Origin of the sequence: Hydrogenophaga sp. (assembly GCF_019635465.1) — a bacterium.
Classification (GTDB): Bacteria; Pseudomonadota; Gammaproteobacteria; order Burkholderiales; family Burkholderiaceae_C; genus Hydrogenophaga.
Genome location: NZ_JAHBZK010000005.1, coordinates 119,215 through 144,097 on the forward strand (window position 1 = coordinate 119,215; position 24,883 = coordinate 144,097).

General features: G+C 66.5%; 19 protein-coding genes. 8 read left to right on the forward strand and 11 right to left on the reverse strand.

The features are described from left to right. Window positions 1–34: 34 nt before the first annotated feature. The 3 genes from ubiA to recG all read right to left on the reverse strand — a co-directional run bounded on the left by ubiA (window position 35) and on the right by recG (window position 4,093). Window positions 35–922: a 4-hydroxybenzoate octaprenyltransferase gene (gene ubiA, locus KF871_RS05995; protein WP_291139620.1), complete on the reverse strand. Its 888-nt coding sequence runs from the start codon at window positions 920–922 to the stop codon at window positions 35–37. Then, window positions 919–1,878 carry a hydrogen peroxide-inducible genes activator gene (locus KF871_RS06000; RefSeq protein ID WP_291139623.1) on the reverse strand — a complete coding sequence of 320 codons (960 nt, stop codon included), beginning with the start codon at window positions 1,876–1,878 and terminating at the stop codon, window positions 919–921. Before KF871_RS06000 ends, ubiA begins: the two co-directional genes overlap by 4 nt. 133 nt (window positions 1,879–2,011) lie before the next feature. Continuing rightward, a complete protein-coding gene (gene recG, locus KF871_RS06005) occupies window positions 2,012–4,093 on the reverse strand; it encodes an ATP-dependent DNA helicase RecG (protein WP_291139626.1) in 2,082 nt (693 codons plus the stop codon). Between the two features lie 162 nt (window positions 4,094–4,255). On the opposite strand from recG, the gene KF871_RS06010 reads away from it, so the two are divergent. The 8 genes from KF871_RS06010 (at window position 4,256) to KF871_RS06045 (ending at window position 16,699) form a co-directional block, all read left to right on the forward strand. After that, a complete protein-coding gene (locus KF871_RS06010; protein WP_291139629.1) occupies window positions 4,256–5,986 on the forward strand; it encodes a hypothetical protein in 1,731 nt (576 codons plus the stop codon). A gap of 12 nt (window positions 5,987–5,998) precedes the next feature. Beyond that, window positions 5,999–6,544 (forward strand): hypothetical protein, encoded by a 546-nt coding sequence (locus KF871_RS06015; protein ID WP_291139632.1) that lies wholly within the window; start codon window positions 5,999–6,001, stop codon window positions 6,542–6,544. Continuing rightward, window positions 6,541–7,119: a hypothetical protein gene (locus tag KF871_RS06020; RefSeq protein WP_291139635.1), complete on the forward strand. Its 579-nt coding sequence runs from the start codon at window positions 6,541–6,543 to the stop codon at window positions 7,117–7,119. Before KF871_RS06015 ends, KF871_RS06020 begins: the two co-directional genes overlap by 4 nt. Before the next feature lie 105 nt (window positions 7,120–7,224). Then, the gene (queA, locus tag KF871_RS06025; RefSeq protein WP_291139638.1) at window positions 7,225–8,283 is read left to right on the forward strand and encodes a tRNA preQ1(34) S-adenosylmethionine ribosyltransferase-isomerase QueA; all 1,059 of its coding nucleotides are present in this window, start codon (window positions 7,225–7,227) and stop codon (window positions 8,281–8,283) included. Beyond that, window positions 8,270–9,442 carry a tRNA guanosine(34) transglycosylase Tgt gene (tgt, locus tag KF871_RS06030; protein ID WP_291139641.1) on the forward strand — a complete coding sequence of 391 codons (1,173 nt, stop codon included), beginning with the start codon at window positions 8,270–8,272 and terminating at the stop codon, window positions 9,440–9,442. Before queA ends, tgt begins: the two co-directional genes overlap by 14 nt. Window positions 9,443–9,505: 63 nt before the next feature. Beyond that, on the forward strand, window positions 9,506–10,693 hold the full coding sequence (locus KF871_RS06035) for a nitrate/nitrite transporter (protein ID WP_291139644.1): 1,188 nt from the start codon (window positions 9,506–9,508) through the stop codon (window positions 10,691–10,693). Between the two features lie 100 nt (window positions 10,694–10,793). Beyond that, entirely contained in the window at window positions 10,794–13,409 is a 2,616-nt protein-coding gene (locus KF871_RS06040; protein ID WP_291139647.1) for a hypothetical protein, read from the forward strand. A 695-nt stretch (window positions 13,410–14,104) separates the two neighbouring features. After that, window positions 14,105–16,699, forward strand: coding sequence for a hypothetical protein (locus KF871_RS06045; RefSeq protein ID WP_291139650.1), 2,595 nt, complete (start codon window positions 14,105–14,107; stop codon window positions 16,697–16,699). Between the two features lie 28 nt (window positions 16,700–16,727). On the opposite strand, the gene KF871_RS06050 is transcribed toward KF871_RS06045, so the two are convergent. The 8 genes from KF871_RS06050 to KF871_RS06085 form a co-directional block, all read right to left on the reverse strand. Continuing rightward, the gene (locus tag KF871_RS06050) at window positions 16,728–17,921 is read right to left on the reverse strand and encodes an osmoprotectant NAGGN system M42 family peptidase (RefSeq protein WP_291139653.1); all 1,194 of its coding nucleotides are present in this window, start codon (window positions 17,919–17,921) and stop codon (window positions 16,728–16,730) included. Next, entirely contained in the window at window positions 17,918–19,657 is a 1,740-nt protein-coding gene (gene ngg / locus KF871_RS06055; RefSeq protein WP_291139656.1) for an N-acetylglutaminylglutamine synthetase, read from the reverse strand. Before ngg ends, KF871_RS06050 begins: the two co-directional genes overlap by 4 nt. A gap of 28 nt (window positions 19,658–19,685) precedes the next feature. Next, a complete protein-coding gene (locus KF871_RS06060; RefSeq protein WP_291139659.1) occupies window positions 19,686–21,458 on the reverse strand; it encodes an N-acetylglutaminylglutamine amidotransferase in 1,773 nt (590 codons plus the stop codon). 340 nt (window positions 21,459–21,798) lie between these two features. Further along, on the reverse strand, window positions 21,799–22,587 hold the full coding sequence (locus KF871_RS06065) for a DUF2145 domain-containing protein (RefSeq protein ID WP_291139662.1): 789 nt from the start codon (window positions 22,585–22,587) through the stop codon (window positions 21,799–21,801). 8 nt (window positions 22,588–22,595) lie between these two features. Further along, window positions 22,596–23,066, reverse strand: a complete 471-nt coding sequence (locus KF871_RS06070) for a hypothetical protein (protein ID WP_291139665.1) — start codon at window positions 23,064–23,066, stop codon at window positions 22,596–22,598. Between the two features lie 24 nt (window positions 23,067–23,090). Beyond that, the gene (locus KF871_RS06075) at window positions 23,091–23,618 is read right to left on the reverse strand and encodes a YiaA/YiaB family inner membrane protein (protein ID WP_291139668.1); all 528 of its coding nucleotides are present in this window, start codon (window positions 23,616–23,618) and stop codon (window positions 23,091–23,093) included. 147 nt (window positions 23,619–23,765) lie between these two features. Beyond that, a complete protein-coding gene (locus KF871_RS06080) occupies window positions 23,766–23,927 on the reverse strand; it encodes a DUF1328 domain-containing protein (protein WP_291139671.1) in 162 nt (53 codons plus the stop codon). 151 nt (window positions 23,928–24,078) lie between these two features. Further along, window positions 24,079–24,711: a response regulator transcription factor gene (locus KF871_RS06085; RefSeq protein ID WP_291139674.1), complete on the reverse strand. Its 633-nt coding sequence runs from the start codon at window positions 24,709–24,711 to the stop codon at window positions 24,079–24,081. Window positions 24,712–24,883 lie beyond the last annotated feature (172 nt).

The window sequence follows — 24,883 nt, forward strand, 5'->3', positions numbered from 1 at the left end:
GCCCTGTTCAATCAGCCCGCGCCGGCCGGCCGCGTCAGGCCACCGCGGTCACGCCGAGGACCACACCGGCAAACACCGTGAAACCCAGCCAGTGGTTGGCGCGAAAGGCCGCAAAGCAGCCTTCACGGGTGCGGCCGCGGATCAGCGCGAAGTGCCACGCCACTTGCGCCAGAGCCAACACCCCCATCACCGCCCAGGCCACCGGCCGCACCTGGCCCCACAGCGCCGCGGTCCAGACCGCGAGGTACAGCAGGTAGAACGCCGTCACGGCGGCCACATCCGCGCGCCCGAGCGTGATGGCCGATGTCTTCATGCCGATCTTCAGGTCGTCGTCGCGGTCGACCATGGCGTATTCGGTGTCGTAGGCCAATACCCAGAAGGCATTGCCCAGCATCAGCACCCAGGCCAGCAGGGGCACCGCGCCCTGCACCGCCGCAAACGCCATCGGGATACCGAAGCTGAAGGCCACGCCCAACACCGCCTGCGGCATGGACACCACCCGCTTGGCGAACGGGTAGGCCAGCGTGATGGCCAATGCCGCGAACGACAGCGCGATGGTCAGGCCGTTGGTGGTGAGCACCAGGCCAAAGGCCGCGAGCGCGAGCACCGCGCCCACCGCCAGGGCTTCCCGCGTGGACACCCGGCCCGAGGTCACCGGCCGCTGCGCCGTGCGTTTGACGTGCCGGTCGAAGTCCTTGTCGGCCACGTCGTTGACGCAGCAACCCGCGCTGCGCATGAGGATGGTGCCCAGCGTGAACACCACCAGCAGGTGCCAGCCAGGGAAGCCGCCCGCAGCCACCCACAGCGCCGACAGCGTGGGCCACAGCAGCAGCAGCCAGCCGGCCGGGCGGTTCCAGCGGATCAGGTCCAGCCAGAGGGCGAGGCGCGACGGCGCCTGCGGCGAAGGCGCCACCGCGTTCATGACAGGCGCTGCACGCCAGGCAGCTCGCAGGCGTAGACGGCGTTGCGCAGCTCGGCCACGGCTTCGTAGCGTGTGAAGCTGCGCCGCCAGGCCAGCACCACACGACGCGTGGGGGCGTCGCCGTCAAAAGGCAGGTAACGCACATAGGCCGAATCGCCCAGGTCGGCCCCGGCGGGTGGCCCGCCGTCCAGCGCGGAACGCGGCACCGACAGGCGCGGCACCAGCGTCACGCCCATGCCGGCCGCCACCATGTGCTTGATGGTCTCCAGCGACGAGCCCTCGAAACTCTTGCGAATGCCCTCGGCGTCGTTGGAGAAGCGCGCGAATTCGGGGCAGACCTCGAGCACGTGGTCGCGAAAGCAGTGGCCGGTGCCCAGCAGCAGCATGGTCTCGCGCTTGAGCTCGTCGGCCGTGATGAACCCCTTGGCCGCCAGCGGGTGGTTGTGCGGCACCGCCGCCATGAAGGGCTCGTCGTACAGCGGCGCGATGGCCAGGTTGGTGTCGGGAAACGGCTCGGCCAGGATGGCGCAATCGATCTCGCCCAGACGCAGCTGCTCCAGCAGCTTGGTGGTGAAGTTCTCCTGCAGCATCAGCGGCATCTGGGGCGTGCGGTCGATGACCTGGCGTACCAGATCGGGCAGCAGGTAGGGGCCAATGGTGTAGATCACGCCCAGGCGCAGCGGGCCGGCCAGCGGGTCCTTGCCGCGCTTGGCGATCTCCTTGATGGCGGCTGCCTGCTCCAGCACCGTCTGCGCCTGCCGCACGATCTCTTCGCCCAGTGGGGTGACGGCGATCTCGGTCGCGTTGCGCTCGAAGATCTTGAGCTCGAGTTCTTCCTCGAGCTTCTTGATCGCCACCGACAAGGTCGGCTGCGACACGAAACAGGCCTCGGCGGCTTTGCCGAAGTGCCTCTCACGCGCCACGGCCACGATGTACTTGAGTTCGGTGAGCGTCATGGGCGGCTATTGTGCCCCCCTGCGCCGCTGCGCGTCTTCCCCCTGAGGGGGACAACGCCAGTGGCCCGGCGAAGCCGGTTCCACGGCGCGTGCGCGGAATGTGCGGGTGCGCTGCGCTTCGCCGGGACCAGTCTCAAGCCTTGAGGTATTCGGCCTTGCTGCCCAGCCACCGCGCGATGTGCTGCTCGGCCAGTTCGGGGTGCTGCGTCAGCATGATCGGCGCGGTCTCGCGGGCCCAGGCCAGCAGGTGGCCGTCGGTGGCGAGGTCGGCAAAGCGCAGCAGCGGCGCGCCCGATTGCCGCGCACCCAGAAACTCCCCCGGCCCGCGGATCTCCAGGTCGCGGCGCGCGATCTCGAAGCCGTCGTGCGTTTCCACCATGGCGCGCAGCCGCTCGCGTGCGGTCTCGCCCAGGCGACCGCCTTCCGGTGCGCTGTAGAGCAGCACGCATGCAGACGCGGCGGCACCGCGCCCCACGCGCCCGCGCAGCTGGTGCAACTGGCTCAGGCCGAAGCGTTCGGCGTGCTCGATGACCATGAGCGAGGCATTGGGCACGTCGACGCCAACCTCGATGACGGTGGTGGACACCAGCACGCCCATCTGCCCTTCGACGAACAGCGACATCACCGCCTTCTTCTCGGCCACCGGCATGCGTGAGTGCAGCAAACCCACCATCACGCCGGGAAGCGCGTACGACAGCTCGGCATGGGTGGCGGTGGCGTTGCTCAGGTCGAGGGCTTCGCTTTCTTCGATCAGCGGGCACACCCAGTACACCTGCCGGCCCTGCGCCAGCTGAGCACGGATGCGCTCCACCACTTCGTCGCGGCGCGCGTCGCTGATGACCTTGGTGACGATGGGTGTGCGACCGGGCGGCAGCTCGTCGATGGTGGAGACGTCCAGATCGGCGTAGTAGCTCATGGCCAGGGTGCGCGGGATCGGGGTGGCCGTCATCATCAAAAGGTGTGGCTCCAGGTGGGCCAGCGACTTGCCCCGCAGCGCCAGCCGCTGCGCCACGCCAAAGCGGTGCTGCTCGTCGATCAGCGCCAGGGCCAGCCGATCAAACACCACCTGGTCCTGGATCACCGCGTGGGTGCCGACCACCAGCGCCGCCTCGCCGCTGGCAATCAAGGCAAGCATCTCCTCGCGCTGTTTCTTCTTCTGGCTGCCGGTGAGCCAGGCCACGCGCTTGCCCAGCGGCGCAAGCAATGGCTCCAGCCAGCCGATGAGCTTGCGAAAGTGCTGCTCGGCCAGGATTTCGGTGGGCGCCATCAGCGCGCACTGCCAGCCGGCGTCGATGGCGATGGCCGCCGCCAGTGCCGCCACCACCGTTTTGCCCGAGCCGACATCGCCCTGCAGCAAGCGGTGCATGGGCACGGTGCGCGCCAGGTCGGCGGCGATCTCCTCGCCCACGCGCCGCTGTGCCGCCGTCAGGGCGAACGGCAGCACGGCCAGCAGTTGCTCGTGCAGGCCTTCGCGACGCAGCGGCAAAGCCGGGGCGTGCAGCGCGTCGCGCTCGCGCTTGGCCACGGCCTGCGACAGCTGCTGGGCCAGCAGCTCCTCGGCCTTCAGGCGCTGCCAGGCAGGGTGGCTGCGGTCGTCCAGTGCGGCCAGCGACACGTCGGGCCCCGGGTGGTGCAGGTGCTGCAGGGCATCGCGCAGTCTTGGGCTCACCCGGGTTTGCCGCTGCAGTGCGGCCAGCGCATCGGGCGGCAAGGTCTCGTGCAGATCGACCCGCGACAGCGCGCCGACCACCGCCTTGCGCAGGTAGGCCTGCGGCAGTTGCGCACTGGTGGGGTACACCGGCGTTAGCGACGCAGGCAGGTCGCCCTCGGCCAGCTTGAACGCGGGGTGCAGCATGGTCCAGCCCGCAAACCCGCCCTTGAGTTCGCCACGCGCACGGATGCGCGCCCCCACCGCCAGCGTCTTCTGGTGCGAGGGGTAGAAGCTGAAGAAGCGCAATGTGCAGGTGTCGCTGCCGTCGTCCAGCGTCACCAGCAACTGGCGCCGGCCGCGGTACTGCACCTCGCTGTGCGTCACCACGCCTTCGATCTGCGCCGATTCACCCGGGCGGGCGTCGCGCAGCGCCACGATGCGGGTCTCGTCCTCATAGCGCAGCGGCAGGTGCAGGGCCAGGTCGATGTCGCGGCGCAGGCCGAGCTTGTGCATCGCCTTCTGGGGGGCGGACAAGGGCTTGGGCGGGGTGGCGGCCTCGGGCATGGGTCGCGATTCTGCTTGTTTCCGGCCGCCGGTCGCCGCACCGTCAGCAAGCGGGCCGCCGACATCCCACGGATGTCCAGAAGGCAACCAAATAACACTTAAGAACTCATATATCCCAGATAACATCCACGCCCTGGTACCAAAGAATCAGGGAGAACGCCCATGCAGGGCCAATCGCGTCGGCACCCGGTGGCCGCATGGTGGTGTGTGTTGTGCCTCTTTTGGCCGATGGGCGCAGCGGCGCAGGATGCGTGTTCGGGGCTGGTGGCCCGCGGCATCTACTGCACCCTGACCCCCAACGACGTCGGGCCCTGGGCCTACTACGCCAGCTACGGCAACTGGACGGCCGACCTCGCACGCGACCACCCGTCCGCCGAATCCCTGCTGGCCGCCTGGGCCCAGGCCACCCGCCAGGCCCTGAACGCGCCGACCCTGCAGTGCGACGACGGCACCATCAGCGCCGACGCCACACAGAACACCACGTCCGGTCGCTTCACGGCCAGCGGCTTCCCCGACAGCCTGCAGGTGGGCAGCTACCGCAACGAACTGCACTGCACCGACACCTCGACCGGCCAGCCCGCGGCGCGCACCGTGCAGGCCGTCATCGCGGTGGCCGCCACGCGCACCGTGGGCTGCGCCGCCCCCTTGCAAGAGCGCACCGATGCGGCCACCAACACCCCCATGTGCGTGGGCGACAGCCAGCCGGTGGTGACGCTGCGCGACCTGGGCGCCGAGCAAAGCGGCACACCCGGCTCGCCACGCCGCATCGAGGCCGCCGTGCGCAACGCGGCCAACCACAACGCCCCCATGCCCGACACCGTGGTGACGCTGCAGGTGCTGCCCCCCGCCGGCCAGTTGCCCGCCGGGCGCCTGCTCAACACCAGCTACCCCGGCCAATACCTGCCCGCCACGCAAATGCGCGGCATCACCGACAGCAACGGCCTGACGGTCTCGACCTTCTACTGGCCGCAAACCAGCCAGCAAGCCCCGGTGCAGCGCATCGGTGCCAACTGCGACGCCGCCGGTGTGTGCGCCGCCGTGCTGGACTTGCACTGGCAGACGGAGATCGTGGTGGGGTTTTTCAATGGGGTGGGGAATACGGACGCTGCCGCACAAAAGAGTTTGAAGCGGCTAGAAGACGAGTTCGGTCAGAGGTTTCAATATGCCTTCTTGAAGTTCGACTGGTTCTACAACCAAACCGCCTGCGGCGACGCCTGGTACGGCAAGGTCTCATGCCTGGAGGACGTGGCCGAGGTGTTCGACCAGCGCAGCCAGGAGTTGGGCGGCGTCTTCGCCAACCGCTGGGAGGTGTTCTGGGACATCCTGGCCGGGCGCCACGCGGACGATGCCTCCGGCACCGGGCAGTTGCTGGGCCTGCTCGGCGACGGCGGCAACGCCCTGTTGCAGTGGCTCGACGCCACGGCCAACGCCCTGATCAACCAGCTCGCGCGCGACACCTTGAAGCTGATCACCCTGTTCAGCGATTCACCCACCTACGAGAACCGCGCCGATCACCTGCAGCGCCTGCAACAGCACGCCGACCAGAACCGGGCGCTGCTGCTGGTCGCGCACTCCCAGGGCAACCTGTTTGTCAACAGCGCTTTCGACGCCTTGCGTGCGCTGCGGCCCCAGGTGCCCATGCAGGTGGTGCACGTGGCCCCCGCCTCACCCACGCTGCGCGGCGCGCACTTGCTGGCCGACATCGACCTGGTCATCAACGGCCTGCGCCTGTCCGGCATCAACAGCGTGCCCGACGCCAACGTCAACCTGCCGCTCAGCCGCAAGGATGTGAGCGGCCATGGCTTCGAACCCACCTACCTCGACAAGACCCGCGCAGCCTACGCCCGCACCATTGGCATGATCAACGCCAGCCTGGCCGCACTCGCCCCCTGAAAGGAGAACCCCGTGCCCACAACGAACCTGCTGACCCGCCCCGTAACCGTGGCCGCCTGCGTCGCCGCCCTGCTGCTCACCGCCTGCGGCGGCGGCCGCAAATCAGACACCACCGCCCCCGCCACCCTGGCCGAACAGATCCAGCAACTCGAGGCCAGCGGCAAGCTGCCAAAACTCGATCGATCTGACGACATCCGAGGGCTCGACACAGACAACAACGGCATCCGCGACGACATAGATGCCTGGATCGCTGCACTGCCGATCACGGACGTGCAAAAGCGCGCTGCACAGCAAATGGCTCGGGTTCAGCAAGCCAAACTTGTCGCCAATCTCACCGACAAGACCTCACTTCAGTTGCTAGGCGATCGTTCCATGGCGGGCGTGAGTTGTTTGGTGGATGTCTTCAAGCCGAACAATCAAATGGGCTACGACCTGATCGATCAGATCGAAGCCAACACCGCCAACACCAAGAATCGCGCCATGCAATACCTCGCCTACAACCGGGCAGTGTCGGGCAGCTCGGGCACGCTACCGTCAGGCAACACCTGCGAACCATGACGCCTTCTCGCGAAATCGCCTCGCAGTGGGATTCACGCCGATTGCCCACCCATTCGGCCAAGCGCCTCCTCGCCATGAGCTTGTGCGCCACCCTCACCGCCTGCGGCGGCGGCCGCAAATCAGACACCACCGCCCCCGCCACCCTGGCCGAACAGATCCAGCAACTCGAAGCCAGCGGCAAGCTGCCCCAGCTCGACCGCTCCGACGACATCCGCGGGCCCGACAAAGACAACAACGGCATCCGCGACGACATAGACGCCTGGATCGCGGCATTGCCGATCACGGACGCGCAGAAGCGCGCGGCACAGCAAGTGGCGCGGGTTCAGCAGGCCGAGCTACTGGTCAATTTGAACGATCAGGCCGGGCTGCAAGCGCTGGGGGACCGATCCATGGCAGGCGTGAAGTGCATCGGTGACAGCTTCAAACCGGACTACCAGCGCGGACTCGACCTCTCCGCGCAGCTCGAAAGCATGATGGCCAACACCAAAAATCGCGCGCTGCAATACCTTGCCTACAACCGGGCTCGCTCTGGCAGCGTCACCGAGCTACCCTCAGGCAATACCTGCGAGCCCTGACCCACCCGCGCCGGGCCTCACCGCTTGCGCCTGGGGACCGTGGGACAATCGCACCCTCTTCTTCCCCCCTTTCCTTGGAACGGGCCCGTCCGGCCCTCAAGCGACATGACCGACCCGACAGGCCAGCGCGCCTTCACCCTGAGCGACTTCGATTTCGCTCTGCCCCCCGACCTCATTGCCCAGCACCCCGTGCCCGAGCGCAGTGGGTCGCGCCTGCTCGATGGCACCGCGGCCACAGCGGTGGACCGCGTGTTCCGCGACCTGCCGGCGCTGCTCGACCCGGGCGACCTGCTGGTGTTCAACAACACACAGGTCATCAAGGCGCGCCTGTTCGGGCGCAAGGCCACGGGTGGCGCGCTGGAGTTGCTGGTCGAGCGTGTGCTGCCCGGCCACGAGGTGGTGGCGCACATGAAGGTCAGCAAAAAGCCCCCCGTGGGCGCCGTGCTCGATATGGACGGCGGCTTCCGGGCCGAACTGCTGGGCCGCTGGCCGGACGAACACGGCGCGCTGTTTCGCCTGCGCTTCAGCGATGAGCCTCATGCGCTGATGGCCGCCAACGGCCATGTGCCGCTGCCGCCCTACATCACCCACGGCGACACGGAGGACGACGAGCGCCGCTACCAGACGGTGTTCGCCAAACACCCGGGCGCGGTGGCGGCGCCGACGGCGGCGCTGCACTTCGACGAAGCGGTGCTGGGCGCGCTGCGCCAACGCGGCATCGAGACCGCCGAGGTCACGCTGCACGTGGGCGCCGGCACCTTCCAGCCGGTCAAGACCGAGTCCATCGCCGAGCACACCATGCACGCCGAGTGGTACCGCGTGCCGGCCGAGACCATCGCCGCGATCGATGCCTGCCGCGCGCGCGGTGGCCGGGTGGTGGCGGTGGGCACGACCACCGTTCGCACGCTGGAGAGCTGGGCCGCGTTCGATCGCACCGAGGGCGACACGCAGATCTTCATCACGCCGGGCTTCCGCTTCCGGGTGATCGACCGGCTGATCACCAACTTTCACCTGCCCAAGAGCACGCTGATGATGCTGGTGAGTGCCTTTGCGGGGTACGACCAGGTGATGGCGCTGTACCGGCACGCCATCGCACAGCGCTACCGCTTCTTCAGCTACGGCGACGCCATGCTGCTTTCCAGGACCGACCATGCTGCAGTTTGAGATCCTCAAGACCGACCCGACCAGCCACGCGCGCCGCGCCACGCTCACGCTCAACCACGGCGTGGTGCAGACGCCCATCTTCATGCCGGTGGGCACCTACGGCACGGTCAAGGGTGTGATGCCGCGCAGCCTGCACGAGATGGGCGCGCAGATCATCCTGGGCAACACCTTCCACCTCTGGATGCGGCCGGGCCTGGACATCATGCAAAGCTTTGGCGGCCTGCATGCGTTCGAGCAGTGGCACAAACCCATCCTCACCGACTCGGGCGGCTTCCAGGTCTGGTCGCTGGGCGCCATGCGCAAGATCACCGAAGAAGGTGTGCACTTTGCGAGCCCGGTCAATGGCGACAAGCTGTTCATGTCGCCCGAGGTGAGCATGCAGATCCAGACCACGCTCAACAGCGACATCGTGATGCAGCTCGACGAGTGCACGCCGTACGAGACCAACGGCCACATCACCACCGAGGCCGAAGCCGAGAAGAGCATGGCCATGAGCCTGCGCTGGGCGCAGCGCTCCAAAGACGAATTCGCGCGCCTGCGCAACCCCAACGCCCTGTTCGGCATCGTGCAGGGCGGCATGTTCGAGCACCTGCGCCAGGCCTCGCTGGACGCGCTGGTGGCCATGGACTTCCCCGGCTACGCCGTGGGTGGCGTGAGCGTGGGCGAACCCAAGGACGAGATGCGCCGCATCATGGCGCACACGCCGCACCGCCTGCCCACGCACAAGCCGCGCTACCTGATGGGCGTGGGCACGCCGGAAGACCTGGTCGAAGGCGTGGCCGCCGGCGTCGACATGTTCGACTGCGTCATGCCCACGCGCAACGCGCGCAACGGCACGCTGTTCACCCGCTTTGGCGACCTGAAGATCCGCAACGCCAAACACAAGGCCGACCACCGCCCGCTGGACGAGACCTGTACCTGCCACGCCTGTGCCGGGCAAAGCGGCGTGAGCTGGGCCGATGGCGGCCGCGACGGCTTCAGCCGCGCCTACCTGCACCACCTGGACCGCTGTGGCGAGATGCTCGGCCCCATGCTCACCAGCATCCACAACCTGCACTACTACCTGAACCTCATGCGCGAGGTGCGCGACTCGCTGGACGCCGGCAGCTTCGACGCCTTCCGCCAGCGCTTTCACGCCGATCGCGCACGGGGCATCTGAAGCACCTTCGCTGACACGCGCGTGCTTGCCGCGCACGGGGCCGCGCGCCTATGCTCGCGGCCCATGACCGACGCCGCCGTCCCCCGCCACGTGTTGCCTGTGCTCGTGCTGGCGCAATTCGCGGGCACTTCCCTGTGGTTCGCGGTCAACGCGGTCATGCCCGACCTGCAGCGTGAGCTGGGTTGGGCCACCAATGCCGTGGGTACGCTGACGTCTGCGCTGCAGTTCGGCTTCATCGCCGGCACGCTGGTGTTTGCCTTGCTGGCCATCGCCGACCGTTTTTCACCCAGACGCGTCTTCCTGGTGTGCGCGCTGGCTGGCGCGCTGTGCACGGTGGGGGCCTGGTGGATGGTGCGCAACTACACCGCACTGCTGTGGTGGCGCGTGGCCACCGGCTTCTTTCTGGCCGGCATCTACCCGGTGGGCATGAAGATCGCCGCGCAGTGGTACAGCAAGGGCCTGGGCGCGGCGCTGGGCTTGCTGATCGGCGCGCTGGTGCTGGGTTCGGCCAGTGCGCACGCGCTGCGCGCGCTCGGCGACGCCCTGCCCTGGCCGTCGCTGATGCTGGGCGTTGCCTTGCTGGCCGCGCTCGGTGGCGTGTTGCTGTATGTCGGCCTCGACGACCCGCCCCATGCGGTGGCCCGGGTGGCCAGCCTGCAGTGGCGGGCGCTGGGCACCCTGTGGACCGACCGCAACGTGCGCAGCTCGGTGTTCGGCTACTTCGGCCACATGTGGGAGCTCTACACCATGTGGGTCATGACGCCGCTCATCCTTGCCACGCGCCTGCAAGGTACTGCGCTGTCGTGGGCTGCCTTCTGGGTGCTGTCCTCGGGCGTCATCGGTTGCGTGGGTGGTGGCTGGATCGCCCAACGCTGGGGCAGCGCACGCGTGGCCGGGGTGCAACTGGCCATCAGTGGCCTGTGCTGCCTGGTCGCGCCGTTCGCATTGAATGCGCCCGATGCCGTCTTCTTTGCATGGCTGGTGATCTGGGGCATCACCGTCTCGGGCGACTCGCCGCAGTTCAGCGCACTCACCGCGCGCAACGCGCCGCCCCAGGCAGTGGGCAGTGTGCTCACGCTGACCAACAGCATCGGCTTCGCCATCAGCATTGCGAGCATCCTGTTGTTCGTGCGGCTGGCCGAATCGGTGCCGCTGGGCGCGCTGCTGCCCTGGCTGGCCATCGGACCCGTACTGGGCCTGTGGGCATTGCGGCTGTTGTGGCGTGAGGACGGGCGTACCCCTCCGGGTTGAGACGCGCTGGGCACATCGCCAGACCTTTTGTGCCGGAACCGCATGCGGGAAGTTGCCACACATCGGCATCACTCACACCGCGCTGCATGGCATAGGTCACATGGAAAGAACATCGAGCCGCTCGTCGTCGTCATCATTCACTTATCCGATCAACCCGCAGGCGGCGTACCAAGAGCCGCCACACGACGATGCCCGCCCTTCCAGCGCGGCGAACCTGCGCGGCGCGCAACGCTTGAGTGCCGCGTTTCGAAATCACGATGCCGGCAAGGCGCAGTTGCAGCTGGCACTCCAAATCGCCGATCACCAGTGTCCGGGCGGGCCACCAGGCTTGAGCGAGGTCTTGTCGCGCATCGCCTGGCTCGCGGCGCGAGGCCAGGAGGTGTCGCACTTCATGGAATCGGTGATTCGGTCAGCGCAGTCGAACATGCTGGGCATTCTCGTTCGGGATCTCGACGCGAAAGTCGAGCAGTGGCTTGGCCATCAACTGACCCAAGCCATCGAAGACCCCGATGACGATCGGTCCACCGACTGCGCGCTCCTGATGCGGGTGGATCGAAAGGCCTACATCGAGCGGCGCGTCACTCAGGTCGTTCTCGACGCGCTGACCGACCCCGATGGCGGCATCACGCTCGACGCATCGTCAGCACTGCATCAGCTCCTGGAATCGGCGACAGACCTTCGCCCCTCCATTGGGAGGGATGCGCACGAACTCTGGTCGATACGGCTCACCCAATTGGTGCACGATCCGGCCTTGGCGCAACAAATCGACTCACTGGCCCAATCAATGCCGGTGAACGAAGACGCCGCGGCACTCCTTTCACTGCAATGCGGCACCTCCCACCCCACCGCCAGCCAACGCACCCTGGCGCTGCTGGGCGTGCTGTTCAGCACGGTACGTCAGTACGAAGTGGGCAATTGCTGGCAGATTGCTCCCTACATCAACATCCATCGCGAAATGCCGCAGCGGGTGTTGAACGCACTGGAGACGTGGTTCAAACACGGCGGCATGCCGTTCGAAGAAGACTCGGGCGAAACGATTCTGGTAACCCCACCGCAGGTGCCGCTGCACACCACACCCTTGCTGCGATACCGTAAGCACGCCTGGCCCACCCAATGGGCGAATTTCGACGTCGTAGTCGAAATCACCTTGCTGCTGAGCGAGATCGACGGAGGCAACGCCAGATACTGGTTCGACCTCATCGCGGAAGCCGCCCGGAACCTTCCCCCGTCCACCAAGGCCGATGGCAGGTATGTGGGTTCGCTGTTGGACCTGACCAAGGCCTTGTTGTTGGCCCACCTGGGACTGAAACCGCTGGAGGTTTCCCCCCTGAACCGCAACCCTTCGGCTCAGGTCGAGAAATACCACGCCCTGCTGGAGAAATGCATCAATCGCGTGGTCGCCCACTCCCACAACCTGCTGCTGTTGGCGTGGCAGCACACGCATTCCCATGCGACTGATCAAAGCTTCCTCGAGGAATGCTGGTCGCGAATCGACAAAGCGTTGTCCAAAAGCCTGTTGCGTCCGAAGCAGGTGAGCAAACTCCAATGGACGGCCTACCTTGCGGAACTCAAACAGCGCTTCCTTGCTGACGCGACGTTCCGGCTCGACAACACCCAAAACCTAGCCACCAGAAGCCGTGGCGTGCGCCTCTACCTCCCGCTTCCCGCCATGGGGGGACGCGGTATGGCGGTCGTCAATGGCGCGCACCTGGCAAAGCTGCTCATGCAACTGGCGCACGATGTGCGAATCGCCGGCGTTGATGCCGATGCCGTGGCGATTTGCGCGAACGCCGTTTCGATGCAGTTGCAGAGCAGCGGGTTTGTCGAGCGTGTATCGAAGCCCTTCTTTTCTCCAAGGGACGTGAAGAAAGATCATCCGTTTTATGCGTGGAACCATTCGCTGGGAAAAATGCCGAACGCTGGGCACGCCGCCGTCGAACTGAATCGGTGCATCCCGGGTCACGCTCCAATGACGGTGCGTCTGGGAAATCAAGAGCTGATCTGGTACTCATGCAGCTTGGCAATGGGAGAGAGCGAAGCAGCCATCAACTCGTGCGCGGAACTGCTGCTGTTCGCCTACAAACTGAACAAGCACTTCTACGCCGCGCTGCAGCAACAACTCGAGGAGACCCACGGGCGGGTCATCCTGGAAGGGGGAGCAGGGCACGCCATGAATCTGCTGCTGCACCACTCCAGCCTGCTGCCACTGCTCGAGGAAGCAGGCCGAGACGCATCGACCGATTGGCTTGTCCTGCACCTGGACAAACGCATGCGTCAGTTGCGCAAACGCCGCTTTGCTGACGATGAAGCGCGGCAGCTGGTGGACCGAATTCTGACTGCCTTGCCGCTGAGCCAACAAGGCAAAGCAATGCAGACCCAGCTTTGCGATCGCATCCTTCCAATCAAACGCACTGACCATGCGTGGTCGGACATCGCGTCGGCATTGCGCAAGCACCTCAAGGGTCGCAAAAACAGGGACTTGTGGTCCCGCTCTGATGATGTCGCGGAGCAACTCAGCATAGCGGTACTCAATCAACGCGAGTTTCGCGACGAGGTGATCGTGTACGCCGACCCAAACTGGAGCAACATCAGCGCCTTGTGCTTTGCCCTTTCACCCGTGACGGGCAAATTTCACCACTTCAAAGCAAACGAGATGGTGCTGCCCGAAGGGACTACGCAAGTCAGACTGTTGGCATCATCGCGTGTGTACTTCTGACACGTGTTGGGCACGGCAGAATTCTCGAGCGGGGTTCAACCGCTTCGATGCACCCACGACAGAAGTGCCCTGCGCCATCGCAATGGACACAGCAAACAACACTGGCGCTGGCGGCCGCGTCTGCGGCAACACCGCCAAAACCCAGCATGGCAGCGATGAGCGCGATTGCGCTGTTTTCTACTCCTGGATGTTGACGCGGTGCATCACCGTCGCGGGCGACTCGCCGCAGTTCAGCGCGCTCACTGCGCGCAACGCGCCTCTCCAGGGGAGGGTCGTGTGCTGACGCTGACCAACACCAGCATTGGCTTTGCCATCAGCACCGCTGACGCAGCCTGTTGCTCGTGCATCTGGCGGGCACGACATCGCTCGTCCCGTTGCTGCCCTGCCTGGCCATCGGCCACTGGCTGGGCCTGATGGCGCTGCGACCCTTGTGGCAGGCAGAGTGGCGGCGAAGCTGACACTTCGCCAAACGCTCGTTGAGCGAACGGTCACCCCCGGAACCATCCTTTTTTCCTAGGCCACCCATGTGCCGAAGCCGCCAGGAGCGGCCGATGTCACACACAAACCAGGGAATCTCAGGGATGGAAAAGAGCACAAGCCTCAGGCGCCTCGGCGCTCATGCGGACCACAAAACACGCTTGCTCAGCGGACGATCCGACAGCTATTCGGCTTCACCGCGCAAGGTCATACCGTCCATGCGATGGACAACCCACGACGCCAGATCCAGTCCTGCGCTCACCCGATTGATCGATATCCTGGCTGTCGGTCGCTTCGATCCGAAACTGTTCGACGCACTGTCGGCCTGCGGGGGTTCAGGCCACCCGAAGGGCACGCCGGCGCCCGAATGGAGCGAGGCCATCAACGCGCTGGGCTGGCTCGCCGAGCGGGCCTGCGATTACGACACGCGCGCCGCCATCGAAGAACTGCTGGGCGAACTGCTTCGCTCCCCCGACGCCGCCCCGGACCCGCAGATCAAGCGCACATTGACATCGCTGCAGCTTCGCGTTCTGGACATGAGCGTCGAAGAATTGCTCAAGGCGGATCGGTCCGCCGCCTCCGCGTACGACCGCGTGTGGCTGGACGAGACACGCCCCAAGCGGCTGGCCCGCATCGTCGCCGATGCATTGGTCGGACCGGACGGCCGATGCGACCTCAGCGCCCTGAGCGCCTTGCAATGCTTTCTGGCCGACATGGCCCGGTGTTCGCCCATTCCGTTCGATCTGCAAATGCTTTGGCAGCGAAGGCTGACGCAGTGGTCAAACCCGTCGCTCGACCTGGCCACCGCCATCGACGCCGTGGCCGACATCGAGGACCTGCCAGCGGCCTTCACACAGTTCATGCGGTGGGACAGTGATGCGGCGCCTCAGGAGCGGTCGTGTCGGACCCGATCAATCCTGCTGTCTCTTCTGCTGCCGGTGCGGCAACGCCTGGGGGCCAGCAACTGCTGGCAGATCGTGGGTTGCGTTCAGCTCCATGAGCTCGCACCCCGCGACTTTCTGGAAGACCTCGTCCGCGACATCGGCGAAGCGGCGGCGCACGATGCCGCTGTCGGCGAAGCCCGCGCCATCGAACGCACGCCGACCGTGCCGCAACACACGAGCCAGCTGATGAAGCGCCCCGTCAACGGTCGACCGAGCGAGCTCGCACAGCTGCAGCCGGTTCAGGCGCTGCTGTGCGAGTTGCAGTTTGCCGAAGGGTTCGATTCGCACTATTGGCAAGACCTGGCACCCCGAGCAATGAGCGCACTGGGCACGACCGGCCTGGGTGGGACGCGCATCGCGACGCTGAAGGCGATGGCAGAGGCAATCGTTGCGGCCCACTTGGGGCTGGCCGAAGCCGACATGCAAGGCGATTGCCGTCAACCACAACTGGGCAGGCGCGCACGGATTGATCGGTACCACCAGCTGTGCGAGCACTGCCTTGGCTTTCTGGTTGCGCAATCCAGCAGCAGCTTGCTGCTGGCATGGCAAAACGCCATCGATGTCGAACAAGGCAGACGTCTGATTGACCAATGCTGGCAAGCCGTCTGCACCTGGCTGGCATCCCGCAAGGTCGATGGCATCGATCCAGATTCGCTCGACCATGTCTTGCAGGGCCTGCATCGCTGCTTTGTCGAAGCCGCCACAGTGCGGCTCGATGATCACCGCTACAGCGATGTGACCCGGGGGCTGCGCCTGTTCTTGCGGTTGCCCTCCGGCGAGGGGCGTGGCGTGGCCATCGACAACGCCCACCTGCTGGGCGACGGCCTGGCACGCCTGGTCGGCGTGGCGCTCGACACCGCCGGGACCCCATTGGCGCAGCGCGATGAGATCGACTGGCTGAAGGCGCAATTGCGTTCGCAGGCCTTCTGTCCCGACATCCTGTCGGTGGACAAGTGGGCGCCCAACCCCGATCCCACGGACCCCTTCTACTCGGGGTGGTGGCACGAGGGCGGGAGCATGCTGTGGACCGACCCCTACGCGCCCGAGGTGCATTTGCCCAGCCTGAACCAGCGAAACGCGCGCTCAAGGCATCAGGAATGCCGGATTCAACTGGTGAATGGCGGTCATTTGTGGCACGCCGACCCCACCCGACATGCGCGCCCGGAAGCCGCGAGGCACTCGCTGCGCGAAGTTCTCAAGCTCTTGCGTACCCTGAACCTGAGCGAGCCCAAGGCGTTGCAACAGACGCTGGATACACACGCCGGCCGCGTCACGCTGGCCAGCTTCGGCCACATTCAGAACCTGCTGGCACTGCATCCGTCCCTCGCGTCCGGGTGGCGAGACGCCAGGACGCCGCGTTCGACCTGGATCGACAGACAGCTGGTCAGACCCGCTCGCCAGGCGCTCACCTACCGTCCAACGACCGACCAGGCCACACAGTTCATCCGGGAGATCGTCGGGTCGTGTGGTCTGAAGGACGACGGCAAGGAGATGGTGATCGAGCGGGTTCTTGCCGACGCACTGCGCCGGGCATCCCGCAGCAAAGTGCCGAAGCTCAAGCACTTGGTGGCTGCGCTGTCCTCGCAACTGCTGGCACCGGCATCTGCCGGGTACTGGCATGCCCCGGATCGTGCGGACGAGCTGCTCAACGCGGCACTGATGAACCATCCGGTCACCCAACCCCCCGCCGTCATCTACGCAGACCCAGGCTGGGAAACCGCCAACGTGCTGTGCTTTGCCTGTTCGCCCCTGCATCGCCAGATCGAGCACTTCGCGGCAAACGCGCAAGTCGTGCCGGCCGACATGGCCATGGCCGACCGCAACAGTGTGCTGTTGCACAACATGCGCCCCATGGAACTGTTCCTGTAGGGCAGCTCGCCTGGTCCGCTCTGGCGCGTCAGCGATCGGCTGGGTCGAGGAATTCCTGCGGATCGGGCAAGGCGGTGGTGGCCACCTGCATCTCCTCGGGCGTGAGCTGTTCGGTGAAGCCTTCGATCGAGCCCATGCTCTGGCGATCGCGCCGCGCCACCGGCTCCGACATCAGGTAGGCCACCGACAACTGACCCAGCGCCCGCAACGAATCGAAGTGGGTTCGCTCCTGCGCGTGCGAGGCGTCGGCGCCAAAGCCGATGAGTGCGGTGCGGATGTCGTTGCCGGCTTCGACCGCCGCTGCCGAGTCGCTGCGGTAGAACTTGAACACATCGCGTCGGTGCGAAATGCCGTGGGCCTGCGCCAGTTTGATGAGCTTGTGCGAGAGGTGGTAGTCGAAGGGCCCGGACAGGTCCTGCAGACAGATGGTGACGGCGCGCTCGTCGGTGGTCTGGCCGGGCGCCGCGATGGCGATGTCCAGGCTCACCATTTCGGCGATGTCGCCATGCAGCGCGGCCGACGCGCCCGAACCCACTTCTTCGGTGATGGTGAACAGCGGATGCACGTCCACCGGCAGACTCAGTTTGCCGTCGCGCACCGCCTTGCAGGCGGTCAGCAACACGGCCACCGCGGCCTTGTCGTCCAGGTACCGCGCGTTGATGTAGCCGCCCGGCTGCACCTCGGGTTGGGGATCAAACGCGATCCAGTCGCCGACGTTGACACCCGCAGCCATCAGCTGTTCCCGGCTCTGAGACGGGATGTCCAGGCGCACCTCGACGTGGTCCCAGCTGTTGGGTTGCGAATCGATGCCGTCGCCGAACGCGTGGCCCGAGGTCTTCAGCGGCAGGCAGGTACCGCGGATCTGTTGGGCGTCGGTGTAGAGCGTGAGCCGACCGCCTTCGGCGAAACGCGACGACCAGCTGCCGATGGGCACGATGCCGACGCGGCCGTTGCCTTTGAGCTCGCGCACCATGGCGCCCAGTGTGTCCAGGTGGGCCACGATGGCGCGCGCGGGATGACGCTCCCGCCCCTTGAGCGTGGCGCGGATCGCTCCACGGCGGGTGATGACGTAGGGGATGCCCAGCGCGTCGAGGCGACCGGCCACGTAGCGAACCACCGCGTCGGTCAGACCCACCGGGCTGGGAATGGCCAGCAGCTGCAGCAAGGTTTCTTCGAGGAAGGCTTCGTCCAGCGGCGGCAGGGGGTGCAGTTTCTCGGTCATGGTGCGGAGGTCTCCATGGATGCGGTGGCAGGAAAGAGCAGGTCCACGAAGCGCTGCGCGGTGGGCTGCGGTTCGTGGTTGGCCAGGCCCGGTCGCTCGTTGGCTTCGATGATCACGTAGTCGGGGCCATCCACGGCAGGTACCAGGAAGTCGAGCCCGGTGACAGGTATGTCGAGCACGCGACTGGCGTGCTCGGCCGCAACCTTGAGCGCGGGGTGCAGCTGATCGGTCACGTCGTGGATGGTGCCGCCGGTGTGCAGGTTGGCGGTGCGGCGCACCGGCACCGCCTGCCCATAGGGCGGCACGTCTTCGAGCGTGAGCCCCTGGCCCGCCAGGCAACGCCGCGTCTCGCCGTCCACCGGGATGCGCGACTCCCCCCCGGTGGCTGCGGCGCGACGGCGGCTCTGCTTGTCGATGAGCTCGGCAACTGTGGAGGTGCCGTCGCCCACCACCGTTGCGGGTTTGCGCACGGCCGCTGCGACCACCTGGTGGTTGATGACCACGATGCGCAGGTCCTGCCCTTCGCAGAACTGTTCGAGCAGCACGCGCTCGTCAAACCGGCTGGCATTCTCGATCGCGGTCTCGACCTCTTCGATCGAGGTGAGGTTGACCGCGATGCCCTTGCCCTGTTCGCTGTCAACCGGCTTGACGACGATGGCGCCGTTGGCGCGCAGAAAGGCCTCGTTGTGCGCCGCATCGGCGGCAAGGGTCTGCGCCGGCACATGCAGGCCCGCTTGCGCCAGCAGGCGCACGGTGACGCGCTTGTCGGCGCAGCGGCTCATGGCGACGGCGCTGGTCAGCTCGGACAAGGACTCGCGGCAGGTGACGCTGCGCCCGCCATGGCTGAGCTTGAAGTAGCCGTTCTCGGCGTCCACCACCTCGACGCGGATGCCGCGCCGCTGCGCCTCGTCGACGATGATGCGCCCGTAGGGGTTGAGCCCGTCTTCGGGCGAGCTTTCGGTGAACAGCGGCGCATTGATGGCGTTGCGCCGCTTGACCGCAAACACCGGAATGTTCTGAAACCCCAGTTTGCGGTACAGCGCGATGGCCTGGGTGTTGTCGTACAGCACCGACACATCCATGAACGCCCGGCCACGCGCCAGAAAGAGCTCCGCCAGATAACGCGTCAGCGCTTCACCAATGCCGGGATGGCTGGCCTGCGGCGCCACGGCCAGCGCCCACAGGCTCGACCCCGGCTGCGCATCGCCGAAGGCATCGGCGTGGTCCAGACCCATGGCCACGCCCAGCACTTCACCGGTGATGCGGTCCTCGGCCAGCACATAGACGTTGGCCCGGTCGGCGCGCTCACGCCACACCTGCGCGGGGTCCACCGGCACCATGCGCCGTGCGCGGTAGATGGCATTGATGGCCGCCACATCGGCGCGCGAACGCAGCCGGCGGATGGTGAAGCCCTGGCGCCGCGCGCGTTGCGGCACGTAGGCCGCCAGAGGCAATCGAAAGCTCTCCGACGGGTCGACGAAAAGCTGTTGCGGCGCGTGCGACACCACCAGGTGCGGCTTGTCCAGGTAGAAGGCGATGTCGCGCTCGCCGGGTTGCTCGGCCAGCAGCGCCTGCGCCACCGCGGCCGGGTCGTCGAAGGTGTGGCCGCCAATCAGGCGACCCCAGCCGCAATGCACCACGGCGTCGCGGCGTTCGCCGGGTTCGTGTGGCAGCGTGGAGCGTGCCAGTCGCAAGGCGCGCTGCGCGTGCTGGCGTTTGGTGACAGCGGTGTTCATGGGATGCCTCCTCTGCAATGTCGTCATGTCAGCGCACATGGGTCTGCAACCACAACTCCAGCAGACCCAGCTGCCAGAGCTTGGAACCCCGCAGCGGCGTGATGTGCTCGCTGGGTGCGGCCAGCAACTTCTTGACGTAGTCGTCGCGAAACAGACCCCGCTCGCGTGCGGCCTGGCTGTGCAGTGCGTCCTTGACCATGTCGAGCACGCGGCCCTTGAGGTGCTTGAGCGCTGGCACCGGGAAGTAGCCCTTGGGTCGGTCGATCACCTCGGATGGGATCACCCTGCGCGCAGCTTCTTTCAGGATGCCTTTGCCTTCGTGGGCCAGCTTGTGGCGCGATGGAATGCGTGCGGCCAGCTCGACCAGTTCGTGGTCGAGAAAGGGCACGCGCGCTTCGAGACCGAAGGCCATGGTCATGTTGTCGACCCGCTTGACCGGGTCATCGACCAGCATCACGGTGGTGTCCAGGCGCAGCGCCTGGTCGACCGGGTCGCTGGCGCCCGCTGCGCGCAGTCGTTCCGCGACGAAGGCGCGCGTCACGTCTTCGCTCAAGTGCGCGCCTTGCACCACCGTGCGCATCTCGGCGTGGTCGCGGTCGAGAAAGGCGGCGCAGTAGTCGTCCACCGGCTGCTGACTGCCCGCGACCTTGGGGTACCAGTGGTAGCCGCCAAACACCTCGTCGGCACCCTGCCCGCTTTGCACCACCTTGCTGTGGCGCGAGACGGCCTCGCTGAGCAGATAGAAGCCGATGCAGTCGTGGCTGACCATGGGCTCGCTCATGGCGGCAATGGCCTCAGGCAGGCGGTCGAGCAGTTGCGCCTCGGGCACGAAGATGCGCTCGTGCACCGTGCCGAAGCGCTGCGCCACGATGTCGGCGTACTGGAACTCGTTGCCGACCTCGCCGCCCACGTCCTCGAAGCCGACGTTGTAGGTGCGCAGGTTGGCAACGCCTTGCTCGGCCATGAGCCCGACGATGAGGCTGGAGTCGACGCCGCCCGAGAGCAGCGCGCCCACGGGCACGTCGGCCACCAGGCGGCGCTTGACCGCCGCGCGCAGGCCTTCGAGCAGGATCTCGCGCCAGTCGTCGAAAGACCGCGCGTCGTCCTTTGCGCTGCGCGCGAAGTCCAGCGACCAGTAGCGCTCTTCGCGCTGCGTACCGTCGGGTTCGATGTGCAGCAGCGTGCCGGGCGCCAGCTTGCGCACGCCGCGCAGCAGGGTGCGTGGCGGCGGCACGATGGCGTGCAGCGACAGGTAGTGATGCAAGGCCTCGTTGTCGATGGTGGTATCGACATCGCCGGCGGCCAGCAGCGCCGGCAGGCTGGACGCAAACCGCAGACCGCCCTTGAAGGGCGCCAGGTACAACGGCTTGATGCCCAGGCGGTCACGACCCAGCAGCACCCGGCCGCTGTCGCGCTCCCAGATTGCGAAGGCAAACATGCCGTTGAGGCGCTCGACGAAACGCGGCCCCCAGGCGTGGTAGGCCTTGAGGAGAACCTCGGTGTCGCCGTGCGACTGGAAGCGATAGCCCTTGCCTTCAAGCTCGCAGCGCAGTTCAGGATGGTTGTAGACCGCGCCGTTGAAGACGATGCCCACGCCCAGCGCGGGGTCGAACATTGGCTGCTGCGCCGCGTCCGAGAGGTCCATGATCTTCAGGCGCCGGTGCCCGAAGCCGAAGCGATCGAAGGCCATGAGGCCCTGGCCGTCCGGGCCGCGCGCGGCCTGTTGGTCGTTCATGCGCGCGATGGCGCGGGGGTCGACGGTCTGGCCGTCAAAGCGAATCTCGCCTGCGAGTCCACACATGGTGGTGATGCCCTCCTGTTCGGATGGCCGGTCGACGCCCACGGGACTTGCCCGACGACAGTGGCCGGACCGGGCAGCGCCGGACCGAGCCAGAAGAACAAATGGAAATGGGCGTTGATCGGCCGGTGCACGTCCGAGGCGGGGGCCGGCTCAGTGCCGGCCAGGCGGGAAGCGAATCGCCGGTGACCGCCAAGGCGACCGGTGGCGCCCGGCGTTGCCGGGGCTCCCCCCACACCGTGGCACGGGGTGCACGCGGGTTGTTGATGGGGTGGAGCGCGGCATTATATCGTTTTGAGCATGACGGTCAAGTTCATTGCTCACTTTTTCATATGATGAACGGTCAATCGGTGATGCGAACCGGTGGCCCGGACAGGCCGACGGCGGGCAGCCAGCGCCATACCGAATCGACGGTGACCGTGTCGATGCGATCCGAAAACCGCTGGGCATTCGGGTGATCGTCGAAGGCAATGTGCGCCGAGCCCACACGGGCGCCCAGCCGCGTCAGCGGCCCCAGGCGCAGCGTGGTGGGCTGGTAGCCCTTGAAGCGCAACCAGGCCTGCGCCTGCTCGCGGTCGCGGATGCCCGGCTCCAAGGCCGCGGCCAGCACTTCGATGCCCCACTGGTTGCTTTGCTGGTAACGGGTGCTCCAGGGGTAGGCCACCATGTTGTAGTCGCGGGTGTGCATGGCCAGGGCACGTTCAGGCTGGCTCAGAATTGCCAGCAGCGGCGCCTGCACCGCCGGCGTGGGTACCACCCAGCTGGCTTCGTGGCGCCACAGATCGTCAAGAAAGAACTCGCCCAGCCCCTGGCGGTGGATGGCCCCGACCGCCGTGCCGCAGTCATTGAGCTTGTGCAGCACCCGCCAGGGACCGTCGTCGGTCTTCCAGGCCCAGCCCAGGTGCGAATAGCGCAGGCCATAGCGGCTCAGGTCCTGGCCGGCGCGCGCCAGCAGCACCACGCGGGCGCCGCTGCGCGCATGCTCGGCGTCCAGCGCTTCGGCGGTGTGCTGGGCCAGGGCCATGCCGCGCATCAGCGCGTTCGGTGTCAGGGGGTGGGTGTCGCAGGCGCGGCCGGCATGGGCCGCCACACCAGCGAAGGCCAGCAGGCCGACAAGCAGGGTCTTGCGCATGGCGGGTCTCAATAGGTCAGCCGTTCGTTGTGCAACAGGGCACGCCCGAGCTCGTTCGGAATGAAGGCCAGCACCTCGGCCGCAGTGGACAGCACCACGCCCGATCCGATCACGCTCACCGTCACCACCGAGCCGACGCCGATGGCCACGGCGGATGCCGCGCGGCCCGACACCTCGACGCTCACCCGAGCGCCGTCCGATGCGCGCTCCAGCAGGTAGACCGTGCCGGTCGCGCTCACCTGCACCGCCTTCACGGTCAGAACGGCCCCACCCACCGACAAGGCCACAGGCACCGCACTCACGGTGGCCGCCGCACCGGAAGCCACCACGCCCGAGGCCGCGACAGATGCGACAACCGACGCGACGGGCAGCATCGACAACGCCACCGAGGCTTCGCTTTGCGCGCGCACCGGGCCCGCCAGACACAGACACACACCCGAGATCAGCGCCAGACGGCGCCAGGTCGACACGAGGTTCATGACAAGTCTCCTGATGGGTGGTGTTCAACGACCCAGACCGCGCTCGGCCAGGTCGGCCTCAAAGCGGTCGCGCAAGGTCTTGGCCAGCGTGAAGGCGGTGGTGACGAGGTAGAGCCAGCTCACACCCAGGTAGGCCCGGTAGGCGGGGTTGACGTCCATGCGCGCCAGACCCCAACCGGTCAGGCCCATGGCGACCGCGAAACCACCCCAGACCACCAGGCGCCAGAAAGGCGTTTCGGGCTGGCGGTCACGGCGCGCCTGCTCGCCGTCGCGAATGGCCTTGGACAGCACGAACACGCTGCTCAGGCAGAACACATAGCCCATGACCATGAAAGCACGGTCCAGGGGGGAACCAGGCAACCAGGACAGCCCCACCGCACACAGAAAGACCGCCAGTGCAAACGACACCCACACCTGCACCTGCCAGGCACGCGTGTCGCGCACCACCCATCGAATGTGCGCGCCTCTGGGCTCGCGCTCTGCGCGTTCGTGGCGTTCGGCGCGCTCAGGCGCGGTGTTGTCGGATCGGTTGGCGTTGTCGGTAGCGACCATGCATCACCTCAGCGGTGGTTGAACAGGCCGCCATGGTCAAACCGACGTTGCAGTCAGGTGCCGAGTGGATGAACCAGACAAAACAAATCGGCCATCCGGTATCTCAATTCGATACCGGATGGCCGATCAACACAGCGTGTCGGGTGATCAGCGTCGCAACAAGCCTGCGACAAAAGTGACCAGGGCGACCACCAGAAACACCATGAACAGGATCTTGGCAATGCCGGCGGCGCCGGCGGCAATGCCACCAAACCCCAGGACGGCGGCGATGAGCGCAATGATGAAAAAGACGACGGCGTAGTGCAGCATGGCGGGCTCCTTGTGTTGCGCCGAACGGGTCGGCGGGAAGGGCGTCGCGGATGCAGACCGCCCATGCCCTTCACTGTAGGGAGCGCACTGCAATGGCGCTGTCGTCACACGCCGCATGCCCGTGTCGGACAAGGCCGACACGGGTCGCATATCACTGGATCAGCCCGCTCTTGAGCGCGTAGTAGGTCAGGTCGCTGTTGCTGGCCAGGTTGAGCTTTTCCATCACGCGCGTGCGGTAGGTGCTGACCGTCTTCACGCTCAGGAACATGGCCTCGGCGATGCCGCCCACCGTCTCGCCCTTGGCCAGACGCAGAAACACCTGCAGTTCGCGCTCCGAGAGGTTTTCGTGCGGCGCGCGCTCGGTGTCACCGGCCGCGCCGTCGGCCAGCAGTTCGGCCACCGCCGGGCTGATGTAGCGACGACCCCGGGCCACCGTGCGGATGGCGTTGACGATCTCCTCGGGCGCGCACTCCTTGTTGAGGTAGCCGCTGGCACCGTGGCGCAGCAAGGTGGTGGCGTACTGCGCCTCGGGGAAGGCGCTGAGGATGAGGATGGCCAGGTCCGGGAATCGCGCCTTGATGGCCTGCAATGCATCCACGCCACCGTGCTCGGGCATCGACAGATCCATCAACAGCACTTCGACTTCGCCAGCGCGCGCCAGCTCCAGCGCTTCGCGGCCGTTGTTGGCTTCACCAACCACCTTCAGGTCAACGTGCTCGCCCAGGAACTGGCGCAGCCCGGTTCGCACGATGGCGTGGTCGTCAACGATGCCGATCTTGATCATGTGTCGCTTCCAGCGAGTTGGTTGCGCGCAATTTATCAGGGCACCGGTAGTGCCCTTGTCGGACAGCACCTACACCATGCCCGCGCATCGGTCTTGTCCTACAACCGCCCGGCGACGCCGCCGACATCGCGAAACCGTCCGGATTTTTACAGTGACTCCACGGCTCGACGCC